At 41.2% G+C, this 13,436-nt stretch carries 10 protein-coding genes; 2 read left to right on the top strand and 8 right to left on the bottom strand.

Going from position 1 to position 13,436, the window contains the following annotated elements; genetic code table 11:
• Window positions 1–83 precede the first annotated feature (83 nt).
• The 8 genes from PROVRUST_RS08645 to PROVRUST_RS08610 all read right to left on the bottom strand — a co-directional run bounded on the left by PROVRUST_RS08645 (window position 84) and on the right by PROVRUST_RS08610 (window position 10,630).
• Window positions 84–1,502: an NAD(P)/FAD-dependent oxidoreductase gene (locus PROVRUST_RS08645; RefSeq protein WP_006814399.1), complete on the bottom strand. Its 1,419-nt coding sequence runs from the start codon at window positions 1,500–1,502 to the stop codon at window positions 84–86.
• Window positions 1,503–2,498: 996 nt separating this feature from the next.
• Complete coding sequence (locus PROVRUST_RS08640; protein WP_039854817.1) at window positions 2,499–3,968, bottom strand: FGGY-family carbohydrate kinase; 1,470 nt, start codon at window positions 3,966–3,968, stop codon at window positions 2,499–2,501.
• 10 nt (window positions 3,969–3,978) lie between these two features.
• Window positions 3,979–4,851: an L-ribulose-5-phosphate 3-epimerase gene (locus PROVRUST_RS08635; protein WP_006814396.1), complete on the bottom strand. Its 873-nt coding sequence runs from the start codon at window positions 4,849–4,851 to the stop codon at window positions 3,979–3,981.
• Window positions 4,852–4,869: 18 nt separating this feature from the next.
• Window positions 4,870–5,904 carry an ABC transporter permease gene (locus PROVRUST_RS08630; protein WP_006814395.1) on the bottom strand — a complete coding sequence of 345 codons (1,035 nt, stop codon included), beginning with the start codon at window positions 5,902–5,904 and terminating at the stop codon, window positions 4,870–4,872.
• 13 nt (window positions 5,905–5,917) lie between these two features.
• The gene (locus PROVRUST_RS08625; RefSeq protein ID WP_006814394.1) at window positions 5,918–6,907 is read right to left on the bottom strand and encodes an ABC transporter permease; all 990 of its coding nucleotides are present in this window, start codon (window positions 6,905–6,907) and stop codon (window positions 5,918–5,920) included.
• On the bottom strand, window positions 6,900–8,405 hold the full coding sequence (locus tag PROVRUST_RS08620; protein ID WP_006814393.1) for a sugar ABC transporter ATP-binding protein: 1,506 nt from the start codon (window positions 8,403–8,405) through the stop codon (window positions 6,900–6,902). The genes PROVRUST_RS08625 and PROVRUST_RS08620 overlap by 8 nt, the downstream gene beginning before the upstream one ends.
• Window positions 8,406–8,592: 187 nt before the next feature.
• Window positions 8,593–9,585, bottom strand: coding sequence for a substrate-binding domain-containing protein (locus tag PROVRUST_RS08615; RefSeq protein WP_039854971.1), 993 nt, complete (start codon window positions 9,583–9,585; stop codon window positions 8,593–8,595).
• Between the two features lie 232 nt (window positions 9,586–9,817).
• Window positions 9,818–10,630: a DeoR/GlpR family DNA-binding transcription regulator gene (locus PROVRUST_RS08610; protein WP_039854815.1), complete on the bottom strand. Its 813-nt coding sequence runs from the start codon at window positions 10,628–10,630 to the stop codon at window positions 9,818–9,820.
• Between the two features lie 458 nt (window positions 10,631–11,088).
• Here PROVRUST_RS08610 and araD point away from each other — a divergent pair, with 458 nt between their 5' ends.
• Together araD and PROVRUST_RS08600 are read left to right on the top strand one after the other, a co-directional pair.
• Complete coding sequence (gene araD / locus PROVRUST_RS08605; protein WP_006814390.1) at window positions 11,089–11,787, top strand: L-ribulose-5-phosphate 4-epimerase; 699 nt, start codon at window positions 11,089–11,091, stop codon at window positions 11,785–11,787.
• Between the two features lie 233 nt (window positions 11,788–12,020).
• Complete coding sequence (locus PROVRUST_RS08600; protein ID WP_006814388.1) at window positions 12,021–13,373, top strand: polysaccharide deacetylase family protein; 1,353 nt, start codon at window positions 12,021–12,023, stop codon at window positions 13,371–13,373.
• Window positions 13,374–13,436 lie beyond the last annotated feature (63 nt).

Below are 13,436 nucleotides of genomic sequence, written 5' to 3'. Positions count from 1 at the left end.
CTCCATATATTATATAGTTAAGTAAGAACCTATTAAGACTTTATTGTATTTAATAGGTTCCATTTAATTGTGTTTCGTTTTAATTAACTAAAACGAGACAGCTTGTATGGCGTCGGATCGATAAATGTTTTTTCGTCCATTAACAACTCAGCAGTTAATCGACCAGCCGCCGGGCTTTCAGTCATACCCCAACCTGTCGCGGTATTGATAACCAGACCTGGGTATTGTTCGACTTTAGAAATAATAGGAATCTCGTCATCAGTTGGTGACACAGTGCCGCCCCAACGTTCAACAACTTTTGATTCTTTAAATACTGGGAATTCTTTTCTCAGACGCTCAAGAACGCCATCTAAGTGCTCATTGTTTGGCGTATTGGTCGCTGTACGGAACTCTTCGAATGGTGTTTTCTCGTTTAACTTCCAAGATGTTGCCATTGTGAATGAGTTGAACAGGTCTTTACCAAGAGAGAATTCTAATGGTAATTCACCGCCACCTAATACATGCAGGAATCTTGGGCCTAACAAGAAGCTGTCTTTCACGATTGAACTGGTGAAAATACGTGGAGCAACGGCGTAAGTTCCATCTGCTTGTTCACGGAAGTGGATACCGTTTGGCAGGTGAACGTTACCTTTCGGTGCGCCAGGAACGCCAGTAATACGTTGTTGAGACAGGTAAACGTTCAGTGTAGGAACGTCAACACCTAAGTTGCCCATAAACAGACGTGACCAGATACCACCCGTTAGAACGACGTTAGAAGTTTTGATTGAACCTTTTTCAGTCACGACGTCGGAAATTTTTCCGCCCGCAGTTTCTAAACCTCGGACCGCACAGTTTAAATAGATTGGAATACCAATCGATTTAGCATAGTTAGCCATTGCTGGGGTAACTGTTTCTGGGTCAAGGCTACCAGAGTCTTCTTCAAAACCACCAATTTTCCACGGAGTTTGTGCATCAACCAGACGATTAGCCAGTTCTTGGCCTTCAATCATACGGGTTCTCAGTGGAGTGTCGAAACCTGGGTTTTCAGATGCGCTTTTGATCCACGCTCTGGAAACTTCTAAATCTTCTTCGCTTGAAGGAACTTCAACACGGCCCTGAACGCGGTAGCTAGTATCAGCACCGATTTTTTCGTTCATACCAAGCCATTGAATTTTTCCATAGTGGTGTAATGGGAAAATTGCTGGAGATGTTTTGTAGCTGATGATTTGGCTATATGCACGACCAGACTGCTCGCCGCCCACAACACCTTTTTCACAGATAATGACGTTTAAACCGCGTTCTTTCAAATTAATCGCAGTCATAATCCCTTGTAGTCCGGCACCAATAACGACTGCATCAGCAGACGCAGGTAATGCACCTTCGGTACCTGCTACAGCAGGTACGCGAGACTTAGTAGATTCAAAACTACCTTCTCTGCGGATCATTGGGACAACAGCAGCTCCCCCAGCTAATACGCCAACAGCACCAACCCCTAATAATAGCTTTCTTCTCGAGATTTTCATCTATAACCTCAATAACAATCTTGTTTTTTATATAGTAAATAATTTCAAATTGAGATAATGATCTTATCATATATTTTGAAATTGTTAAGCTGCGGTAGCACTTGTTAATAAATTTGAGTGAAATGTTTTCTTCGATGGCGTGATCTGGTCAGTGCTGTTGGGGGTTTGTCACTATTTTGGTTATTTGAAATAAACTCAAAATGAGTGATTTTAATTGTTAATGTCATTAAAAGTGTACAGGTGTAAATAGATTAATTTAGGATAAGTTAATTATTCGAGTAATAGAGTTGAGCTGAAGATGAATAATTAATCTCAGAAGAATATTCTAAATTTTAATTAAGTCATGCTGGATGCTTTTAGTAATTAACTGAAATTTTTTAGTTATTTTATAAACAAAAAGACCAGAAATTAATCATGGTATTTAATTTAATTAAAACAACTGAAACTGTAGGTGTTTAAATTAACCACTTATTTTTTTATGTGATAATATTTTGCATTATATCAATAAATACATTGAGTTATGAGTTGTTTACTTTCGTGATAACACGATGGATTAATTATGTGGTCAATAAATACAAATTCTAATTTAAATAACAATATGTAATTGGTACTCTCAGTGAGGGTATTTGATGGCTAATTCGCCAAGAATGATGAAATAAAATTAATATCAAATAGAAAATTGCGTTCCTTATGCTAAATAATCGGCTATTTACGCTTTCAATTAAGTAGAACTAGCTAATTAATTATCCAGTTAGTATTTTTGCAAAAAAATATTTAAATATAATAAAGTGATGAATATCACAAATTACTTAATTTTTTGGATTTTATAAATAGGGGGGTGGTTAATAAAATGTGAAAATAGTAAAGATTCAACTTAATAGAAAAAGTTAATTACATTCAGCTTCATTATTTGAGGTGAATTTGAGCTTTGATTGAGATGAAAAACCCTGTCCTTTTTTCATAAGGGATAGAACAGGATTTTATTAAGAAAGGTGATTAACTCAATGCATCCGCAACGGCTTTAAAACGGGCAAATTTATCTCTGAGTTGCTGGTGAGCAATTTCATTGGGTTGGTATTCGGTAATTTTCGGCGTGCTAGAGGCAATCGCAGTGTCGAATCCAGAATAGTATCCCGTACCGACAGCAGCACACAATGCAGCAGCTTGGCAGCCAGATTGTTTCACATCCACCACTTCAACTGGCAAATTACTGGCATCACAAAACATTTGCATCCACAGCGCTGACTGGGTTGGCCCTCCCGTAAATCGGATGGCTTCAGTTAGGTTATCGATACCCACAATCCGGTCTTGATGTAATAAATGAGAAAATACGATACCTTGGTAAATCGCGTAAGCGATATCTGCCTCAGTATGGTGAGAACTTAACCCCAGCAATCCACCGTGCAAGTTGCTGTGATAATTAGAGCCATATAGCCATGGGAAAAACAGAATATCATTTTTCCGTGTAGCTCCCTCTGCAACACATTCATTTAAGACTTTGTAATCCTGTAAGCGCTGATTGAAAAAGTGCCGGGTAAACCAGGCTAAATTACTGGCGGAAGTGGGACTGCCTTCATGAACAAAATAGGTTCCCGGAATGCAGTATTTTCCCCAGACATAAGGGTAATCAGCAGGCATGATTTTATCAAAGACACGCGTGGATATTGTCCAAGTTCCTGCGACAGCACTGAGTTTATCTTGCTGGCTAACACCAGATGCTAATGCGGCGCCTACAACATCGAAAAATCCGCCAAATACAGGGGTTCCTTCGACTAAGCCGCATGCTTTGGCAGCTTGGTGGGTGACACAGCCTGCTAACTCCGCAGAATTAATGACAGGAGCGAGTTTTTCACTCACTTCATCAATACCAAACAGTTGGCACAGTTTTGGATCATAGTTTGAGGTTGTGGGGTTATATAACTGACTTCCTGAAATATTGGTTTCTTCACAGGTAATTTGGTCAGTAAGTCGGTAGCGAATATAGTCGTGAACCATCAAAACATAGCGCCCATCGCGGTAGTTATCTGGCTCATGTTGCTTTAGCCAGCATAATAAGGAAACCGGATGAGATGCCCAAAGTTGCTGTAAACTTAACGGATAAGCGTGCTTTGCCGTACCATTTTGATGCCATTCATCGACAATATTTTGAGCACGGGAATCGGAAGAAACAATTCCATTGCGTACAGGTTTTCCATTTTTATCCAGCAAATACAAACCTTTGCCATGAGATGAAAAGCTAACGCCAGCAATTTGGGTTGGGTTTAGTCGGCTATTATGAATAGCGTCACGAATGACGCCACAGGTTGCCTGCCATAACATATCCATATTACGCTCACTGAAACCTGCTTGAGGGCTTTCAGTAGGAAAAGGACATTCAGCGACCACAAGCTCTTGACCTTCAGGGCTGTAAATTCCCGCTTTAATGACGGTTCCACCCAGATCAACACCCATAAAAAATGTGTTCATCTTTTGCTCCTTATGCGTTATTCCAGCCTGCTTGTCGCATCTTATCTTCAATCCAATGGCGTGCATTGATAATTTCGACGAGGGGCTCATCGGCTTTTTCGGTCCACATTTCAATTAAGAACGTACCGCGATAATTTAACCGTTTAAGAAGTTTGAATAACTCGACAAAATCCACGCATCCTTCACCGAATGGGACATCACGGAACTGACCTTTACAAGTTTCAGTCACGGCGTAAGTGTCTTTGAGGTGTATAGCGACAATATTTTCGATGCCTTTGGTCAGCTCGTTTTCAACATCATTGCCCCATGCAGTTAAATTGCCGACATCGGGATACACTTGGAACCACGGAGAGCGAATTTTATCGGCGAGGGCTTGCCACTTAGTGATCGAATTCATAAATGGCGTATCCATGATTTCAACCGCGCACATCACTTGGGATGCGGCAGCAATCTCAGAAACCCATTTCATTCCCTCTTCAAAACGGGCGATAGTTTGAGCATCTTGTTCTTCATAATAGACGTCATAACCCGCCAGCTGAATAGTTCTAATCCCTAAATCTTGTGCCAATTTAATGGCTTTGAGCATTAATTCACGAGCCATTTGACGTGTTTTTTCATCATGGCTGCCAAACGGAAAACGGCGGTGCCCTGATAAACACATTGTAGGAATACGCACGCCAGTTTTCTGAATGGCGGCAACGATTTCGAGGCGTTGTTCCATCGTCCAATCTAAGCGAGCGAGACGTTCATCAGTTTCATCCACAGACATCTCAACAAAATCAAATCCAGCAGCTTTCGCAATGGCTAATTTTTCTAGCCAGCTACTTTGTTTAGGCAGGGCTTTTTCGTAGATACCGATTGGGTTCTTGCGTGAAGTATTCATCTTTATTTCCCCTGTTAATTAATTTTGTGCGGAAGCTTTATTGAGACGCTGATTGCGGTTCATCGCACGTTTAGCGCTCCATTTTTCTTTGAAGAATTTAAAGGCTAAGGCGAGGATCAACGTAATACCCCAAACCGCCAGATTGAAGTGCAGACTAACGCCCAGCAGACTCAAGCCAGTAGCAATCACTTGCAGTACCAGAAGCGCGCAGAACACGCGGCTCACTTTACCGACACCACCGAATGGGTTGGTGCCGCCGAGAACAATTGCCAGAATAGTGAGCAGTAAATAAGAATCGCCGTAGCCCATACGTGCAGAGTTAAAGCGCGCCATCATGATCAATCCTGCTAAGACACACAGCAAACTTGAAATGGTATAGATGGCTATCATCACGCGGTCGGTACGTACACCACTAAACCAAGTGGCGTTAATGTTGCTGCCACTCATATAGATATTTTTACCTAGACGTGTGCGGCCTAAAAACAGGGCTAACAAAATGGCGGTGACAATGAAAATAATCATGGCAATCGGCATGCCCAAGAATGTATCGGAACCAATCGCTCTAACGACAGGTGGCATTCCGCTGAGAGCAGCCCCTTTGGTAAGATAAACACCGATGCCGCTGATAATAGTCATGGTGCCTAATGTTACTAAGATCGGGTGAGCCCCAATATGGGAGATCATCAGCCCCGTTAAGCAACCAATAATCACCGCAATGACGGTAGCGCCAATTAGAGCAAAGCCTAGCCACATCAACTGTGTAGCCGTACTGGCGTCCACGGGTAAATAGTTGATGAAGACCCAAGCCATAAATAGCCCAGTCAGGTTTGCCGTACTAATAATGGCAAGGTTTAATCCACCGCTAAGCATAGGAACAAACATAGCAAAGGTTAATAAGCCAAGTTCTGGTAGCTGGAAGGTAATACTCAAAAAGGTATTTTGAGTAAAAAAATGCCCCGGCATGGCGATACTGAATGCGGCAATCGCGGCGAAAAAGATTGAAAGCAGTCCGATAACAGAGCCATCAATTTTAAAAAAATCTTGTTTTTTCATGGTGATATTCCTGTTAAACAAAACCTACGTCCGTCTCTTTGCGTTTTTTGTAGTGAGTGATACAAATTGCAATGAGGATAACCATACCGATAACGATATTGACGAAGTAGTTCGAGACACCGATGAGGTTCAGACCATTTTTCAAAATACCGATCAGGAAAACCCCCATTAATGTGCCAATGACGCTCCCACGACCGCCCGATAAACTGGCGCCACCAAGGACGGCGGCGGCTAAAACATCTAGCTCACCCCCAACTAAGGCACTGGGAACAACTTCACTCATTCGATAGGTTTGTAACATTCCGCCGATCGCCGCCATGGCACCGAGGTAACCATAAGCGAACAGGTAAATGACAGAGACACGAATACCAATTCGGGATGCCGATTCTTGGCTACCGCCGACCGCATACAGTTGGCGCCCAATATGGGTTTTATTCATCAGAACCCACGTTAGAAAAGCGATACCCAGCATAACGATAAGTGGTAAGCCAATTTGGTAGTATTCGCCATCGACTTCAAAAGGCAGGATGGTGACTGGATCGACCCACCAGTCAGGGAGATCGTAGATACTGTGCCCATTAGTCAGCCACATCAACATACCGAATAGTAAAGATTGCATGCTGATGGTGATAATGATCGACACCACATTGAGGGAGTAAATCAAAATCGCATTAATCAGACCAAAGGCAATACCAATGATAATGGCGAGCATAATGCTGAGCGTGGGACTTTCGAGAAGACCTTGCAGCAAAAAGGTGGCGATAACGTATTGCACAACGGAGGCAACCGCAGCGAACGAGATATCAATCCCGCCCGTGACCAGCACCACGAATAATCCCAGAGCAAAAATTCCCGTCACGGCATAGCTTTCACTGAGGTCGAGCAAGTTTTGGATGGTTAAGAATTGTGGGCTCATCAAGGTAAAAAATGCCACCATAATGAGGATCACCCAAGTCAGCCAGCCTTCAACAGACTGTGGACGTAGTTTTTGCCAATTAGCCATTGATGATTTCCTCCAATTGTTGCTCCGTCATGGAATCTGTCACAATTTCTTTGACGATAGATCCTTGCTTCATATGTAAAATTCGATCGCAGTTGTAAAAAGCTTCGGAGGCTTCATCGGTGATCAGTAAGATTGAGATCCCGACACCAGACAGTCGATGGATCAGCTTATAAATACTGTCTTTTGCGCCGATATCTACCCCCACGGTTGGAGCATCGAGGATCAGCACTTTGGGGCGAGTCAGGATCCATTTAGCCAGCACCACTTTTTGCTGATTACCGCCGGATAAGGTGGATAGCGGGTTATTGGGGTCGGTGACTTTAATGTCTAAATCGGCGATCCACTCCTGCACAATTTGTTGGCATTTTTGCTCATCAATTAAATGCAGAGGGGTTTTTAAACGATCTAAAATCGACAGCACCATGTTATCAGCGATAGATTGTTGCAAAATTGCGCCGAGAGTCAGGCGATCTTCTGACACGTAGCCAATGCCGTGTTTGATGGCTTGGGCATTGTTTTTGAAGATAATCGGTTTATCTTCAACAATCATTTCACCGCTATCTGGGCGAGTGATACCAAACAGCGATAGCGCGAGTTCAGTTCGCCCTGAACCGAGCAATCCGCACAAACCGAGCACTTCACCACGTTTTAGGGACAAAGAAATATTCTGATATTGTCCTGCACGGCTTAGGTTTTTTAGCTCTAATACGGTATGGGTTTCTTCTGCGTTATTCGGTACTTTACGTTCATGAACAATATCTAAGCCCGTCATCAGTTCGGTAATTTTTCGGGTTGTTAGCCCTTCAGCGGGCCATGTTCCAATTTTTTGCCCATCGCGGATCACGGTAATACGATCTGAAATTTCTTTGACTTCTTCCAGTCGATGGCTGACGAAAACGACGGTAATACCTTTGTCTTTTAAGTAATTCACTGTCGAGAGTAATTGGTTTACTTCGGTGCGAGTCAGGGATGCAGTTGGTTCATCCATAATGACAAGGCGTGCATCGGCAACCAGAGCGCGACAGATAGCCACTTGTTGGCGTTGAGCGATAGGTAGGAACTGAACAGGGGTATCTGGGTCGATAGTGAAAGATAACTCATCAAGGATCTGTAACGCTTTTTCCCGCAGTTTTCCACGATTGAACCAACCAAAATAGCCGTTTAAATTGAGTTCAAAGGCAATATTTTCGGCAACGGTTAGGTTAGGAAATAGTGATAAATCTTGGTAGATAACTTGCACCCCAAGATCACGGGCTTTATCCGGGGTTAGCCGAGAATAGCGTTTTCCATCGATTTCAATTTCGCTACCTTCATCGGGCGCATAAACACCACTGATGGTTTTGATTAAGGTACTTTTTCCGCAGCCATTGGTGCCAGCCAAACAGTGAACTTCACCTTTGTTCAGAGTTAAATCGATATTGCGTAATGCACGATGGCCGCCAAAGCTTTTGGAAAGATCCCGAAGTGTAATAAGTGGGGTTGATTTTTCGGCTGTCATAGTGGAGTCCTGGTGTTGACTTTTTCATCATGAATTGAGCTGCCGCATTATTATTTTTACTTGCTAACCCCCAGTTACGCACAAGGTACGCTTCTAGGGATTAGCATATTGACTGCTCGCGGTAACTCAAATTACGTTAAACAAAAATAAAATTGTTAGCGTATTTTTTATTATTTACTGCGTTGGATTACAGACCGACTTCCACCAATTTTTTGGTATTTTCGATATTTAAGTTCACCGGCTTGTCGCTCAGAATCGTGTTGCCACTGACTTTAATTTCACCCATATCACCGATAGACACGCCGTCTTTGATCTCTTGTCCATTCATCATTGCGGTAGCCACTTGAACAAAGACCTGACCTGCGACTTTCGGGTTAGAGATGTAGCCACCATCAATGGCGCCTTTTTCTAGTAATTTGATACCTTGACCCGGAGTGAATGTACCAAATACACAGGTTTCAGCATTTTTACGGCGTTTATCGATAGCACGACCAGCACCGATTGGACCTTGAGAACCAAATGACATAATGCCTTTTAAGTCTTTATGTTTTGATAGCAGGTCATTCGCGGTGCGCATTGAATCATCAACGGACTCGGCAACGCCAAAGCGGTCATCAACCATCTGCATTTTTGGATAGTGAGCTTTTTGATAAGCAATTGCGGCATCAGCCCATTCATTAACTAATGGTACTGTCAGGCTGCCCACAAACATGGCATATTTACCTTCTTCGCCCATGCACGCCGCCATATCTTTCATATGGTTGGCACCCATGCTTTGGGTATCGAGTAATTCAAAATCCCAATCTGCATTTTTCTGATTTGGCGATTCGTGAGTAATCACTTTGATGCCCGCTTCTTGGGCGCGTTTCAGGACAGGTTCAAGAACTTTGGCATCATTAGGAACGACACCGATAACATCCACTTTCTTGGCAATTAAATCTTCAATCGCACGAACTTGTTCTGCGGGATCCGCGGTTGTTGGTCCGACTTGGAATGCGTTCACGCCTAATTTTTGACCTTCTTCTGTGATCCCTTGCTCCATAACATTAAACCAAGGAATACCACCGACTTTTACTACAACGCCCATGGTAAATGGCTTTTGTGCTTTTTGTGATTCAGCCATGGCAATATTGGAAAACAGTGCTGCGCCCATTAAGCAAGGTAAAACTAACTTTTTCATATTCATAGTTATATTCCTTCGAGATGATGAACGTAAATAAGAGCACGCCATCAACATAGGGTTAATGTTATGTCTAATCGGATTTATATAAGCAACATCGATTAATCTTTAAATTAATTAATAAATGTTGTAGTGCCTGGTGTCATTCTTATTAATATTTCAGTTTTAACATCAATTAATTTATAGGGTTTTAATACGTTAATTAAAATTAATATTTTTAGTTATATAAATATTATTTATCACATTCAATAATATTTAAATTAGGGAATCGCTGATTAAATCTCTTATCATTAAGCTTATTGGTGATTAATACATTAATATCATTTAAGGTACAAACTTGACTAAACGCATATTTATCTAATTTACTATTGTCAGCCAATAGCACGCGGTTTTCAGATACCTGAACCATAATATTTTTGAGCTTGGAGTTTATTTCGCTACCATCGCGAATACCATTTTCGATATTAAATCCTTGGCACGATAAAAATAAGGTTTTGATTTGAAAGCTACGAATAATACTTTCTGAAATCGGGCCATGGAAATCGTCGTGGCGCTCCGAATACTCTCCGCCAATACCAATTACTCTGACACGATCACGGCAAGCGAGAGCTTGAATTATCTTTACTGAGTTAGTAACTACCGTGATATCAATATCCGGTATTTGTCGGGCTAAAAACCAACACGTACTGCTGTTATCCATCATGATGCAATCACCAGGCTGAATAAACTTCAGTGCGGCTTTAGCGATTTTCATTTTGGCCTCGGGGTGTTCTTCCGTTCTTTTACGGAAAGACTCCGCACCATCGACCATTTGACCGAGTTTGACTGAAGATGGTAACCCATTCAGTACTGGACTTTCGTCCTGTTCAATTGAAACTGCGCCACCAAAGCTACGAATAATTCTATTTTTTCGCTCAAGGGTGGTTAAGTCTCGGCGAATAGTCTCTTGTGAAACTTGACATAATTGAGCTAAATCACGCACTAACGCCGATCCATGCTGAGAAACATGAGAACAAATTATTTTATGGCGTTCAGCTTGTAGCATCTCAAAACTCCTATTCTTTCCATGGTATGCATTGTGCCTGTGTTGATTTTTATTTGTCGTGATTCGACTCATGTAATCCCAGTCAGAAATAAATAAAGAATTTTATGGTTAACCTGATCACTAAATAAATGAAATAAATAAATTCAATTGCATTAATAATGTGATCTGAATTACTGAATTGAGTGATTTACAGCCTTATTTTGGCATGGCGATAAAAATAAAAGCTCAAATTCGGGCATTGCTTTGTGGGGAATTTATTTCCGTTTAAGCCTGATGATGACCGAGTATGACTGATATTGGGCTATTTGTTAATTAAATGTAAAGATGCAAGCTTTTTAAATTATCCAAATCTGTTTACCTTAATACCAACGCAGAAATTATTTATCGACAGAAAAGAGAATATAAAATTCCCATCTGTTTGATATTGATATTAAACATTCGCACCTGGGGAGGTAACGATGCTGGAAAAATTAAAACAGCAAGTATTCAACGCGAATTTGGAATTACCCAAACATAACCTCGTGACGTTTACTTGGGGGAATGTCAGTGGGGTTGACCGTGATGCAGGGCTGATGGTGATCAAACCTTCTGGCGTGGATTATGAAACCATGCAAGCGGAAGATATGGTTGTGGTTTCATTGACCACTGGTGAAGTTATTGAAGGTAAATATAAACCGTCTTCTGATACTGATACGCACTTAGCGTTATACCAAGCATTTCCTGAGATCGGTGGAATTGTTCACACTCATTCACGGCATGCCACTATTTGGGCGCAAGCGGGTTTACCTCTTAGTGCATTAGGCACCACCCATGCTGATTACTTTTATGGTGAGATCCCTTGCACCCGTCAAATGACAGAAAGTGAAATTGCGGGTGAATATGAAAGAGAAACTGGCAATGTGATTATTGAAACATTTAAGCAATTAGGAATTTCTGCAAAGGATATTCCAGCGGTACTGGTTCATAGCCATGGACCTTTTGCTTGGGGTAAAGATGCTGATAATGCAGTACACAATGCGGTGGTATTGGAAGAAATTGCCTACATGAACTTATTTACTCGTCAACTGACGCCTAAAATAGGGGATATGCAACAAGAGTTGTTGGATAAACATTATTTACGTAAGCATGGAAAAAATGCTTATTACGGACAAAAATAAATCTCATTTGTTTTATGACTAAACAATTTTGAGTTAATTATCTTTTATTGTTAATGAATTATTAAATTGTTTTCATTTGTTTGAAAGCGTTTTTCTTATTTGTTTATATTCAAAACCACGAAATTTATTTTTGTGGTTTTTTCGTATAAAAATATTTTTAACAGGGTATAGGGTTAAATAGAAAGTCGGTTTAAACTTGGCGAGCATATTTGCTAACCCAGAGTAGAAAGGCAATGTCTAATCGATTACTAACGCTATTTTTTTTCCTATTATTAGGTCCGCTTTCTATTTCTTACGCGGAAGATACCAATGATAACAATGTTGTCATCATTGGCTCAAAAGCGATTAATATTGATAATTGGGAGGTCGTTGACCTACCGCCTAAATTGATTCAGACAAAACAACCTGAGGTTATCTTCGCCCCTATTGCTGGAAAAATGCGCGTCGTTGGAGAGCTTAATCCAGACCATGGCTTTTATGCCTATAATCCCAATGGGAGCTACAATGCATTGCAGTTTGGCAATGATTACGCTTACATAAAAACAGCTCAACTTTCTAATAAAAAACCCCGTAATCTACCTAGTGATGACCGATTAAATGATCTTCAAAACCCAGTTTATGATTACCTCATCACAACACAAAAAACCCCTGTGTATGCGGGAATGAAAGAGAATAGTCCTCAAATTGCTTCTTTATGGGAAGACCTACGTTACCCTGTATTGGCACGGATGATTAATACCGATAATGATGGGGAAAAAACTGCGTGGCTAACCATTCGATTAGGGGATCGCTTGGGCTATATTCGCTTAGATGATGTCTCGATTGATAAAGGCATTCCAATTCTAACCTATCACCATATTCTTGAAGACAGCGAGAATAAAAACTTCCGCCATACTTCAACGACGACATCTGTGGCCGCTTTCCGTGAACAAATGGATTATCTGAAAGAGCAGGGATACCAGACTATTTCTTTAGATGATGTTGAAGGTTATTTGGAGAAAAAAGCGAATTTGCCGGGTAAAGCCGTCGCATTGACCTTTGATGACGGACTGAAGTCGGTTTACCGTTATGCATTGCCAATATTAAGAAATAATCAGCAGCAAGCGACGTTATTTGTGATCTCTTCAAGAGTCAAAACGAAACCGCAACAATGGAACCCAGATTCCCTGCAATTTATGTGCAAGCAGGAGATCAAAGATAGCCAAGATGTTTTTAATATCCAATCGCATACCCACTTTTTGCATCGCTTAGATAATCGCAATAACCCGATTATTTTTAGCCGTAAAGAGCATACGATAATGTTGGATTTTAAACGTTCAATGAAAGAGTTAGCTAAATTTGAACCAAATCAACGAGCCCTTGCTTATCCATTTGGCGCTTATAATCAAACAGCAATTCAGGCAGGAAAAGAGGCAGGTTTGCGTCTTGCAGTGACAACAATTCAAGGTAAAGTTCGCCTTGGGGATAATCCTTTTGCCTTAAAACGTTTGTATGCTTATAGCACCGACCCGATCAGTAAATTTGCTCTGATGGTTGGGAATGGGGAAGAAACTGTCGTGAATAAAAACGTGGTGGTTGATAAATAAGTATTAAAAACCTTGAGCCCTAAAATAACGGGCTCAAGGCTGAGTTGTTGAATGTATAGCTGG

The organism is Providencia rustigianii DSM 4541, from assembly GCF_000156395.1.
Taxonomy (GTDB): domain Bacteria; phylum Pseudomonadota; class Gammaproteobacteria; order Enterobacterales; family Enterobacteriaceae; genus Providencia; species Providencia rustigianii.
This window is presented reverse-complemented; position numbering and strand designations above follow the sequence as displayed.

Excerpts from the sequence above, each read along its gene's own strand:
- PROVRUST_RS08640 (WP_039854817.1), bottom strand. The coding sequence starts at position 3,968 with ATGAACACATTTTTTATGGGTGTTGATCTGGGTGGAACCGTCATTAAA.
- PROVRUST_RS08625 (WP_006814394.1), bottom strand. The coding sequence starts at position 6,907 with ATGGCTAATTGGCAAAAACTACGTCCACAGTCTGTTGAAGGCTGGCTG.
- PROVRUST_RS08610 (WP_039854815.1), bottom strand. The coding sequence starts at position 10,630 with ATGCTACAAGCTGAACGCCATAAAATAATTTGTTCTCATGTTTCTCAG.
- PROVRUST_RS08635 (WP_006814396.1), bottom strand. The coding sequence starts at position 4,851 with ATGAATACTTCACGCAAGAACCCAATCGGTATCTACGAAAAAGCCCTG.
- PROVRUST_RS08615 (WP_039854971.1), bottom strand. The coding sequence starts at position 9,585 with ATGAAAAAGTTAGTTTTACCTTGCTTAATGGGCGCAGCACTGTTTTCC.
- araD (WP_006814390.1), top strand. The coding sequence starts at position 11,089 with ATGCTGGAAAAATTAAAACAGCAAGTATTCAACGCGAATTTGGAATTA.
- PROVRUST_RS08620 (WP_006814393.1), bottom strand. The coding sequence starts at position 8,405 with ATGACAGCCGAAAAATCAACCCCACTTATTACACTTCGGGATCTTTCC.
- PROVRUST_RS08600 (WP_006814388.1), top strand. The coding sequence starts at position 12,021 with ATGTCTAATCGATTACTAACGCTATTTTTTTTCCTATTATTAGGTCCG.
- PROVRUST_RS08645 (WP_006814399.1), bottom strand. The coding sequence starts at position 1,502 with ATGAAAATCTCGAGAAGAAAGCTATTATTAGGGGTTGGTGCTGTTGGC.
- PROVRUST_RS08630 (WP_006814395.1), bottom strand. The coding sequence starts at position 5,904 with ATGAAAAAACAAGATTTTTTTAAAATTGATGGCTCTGTTATCGGACTG.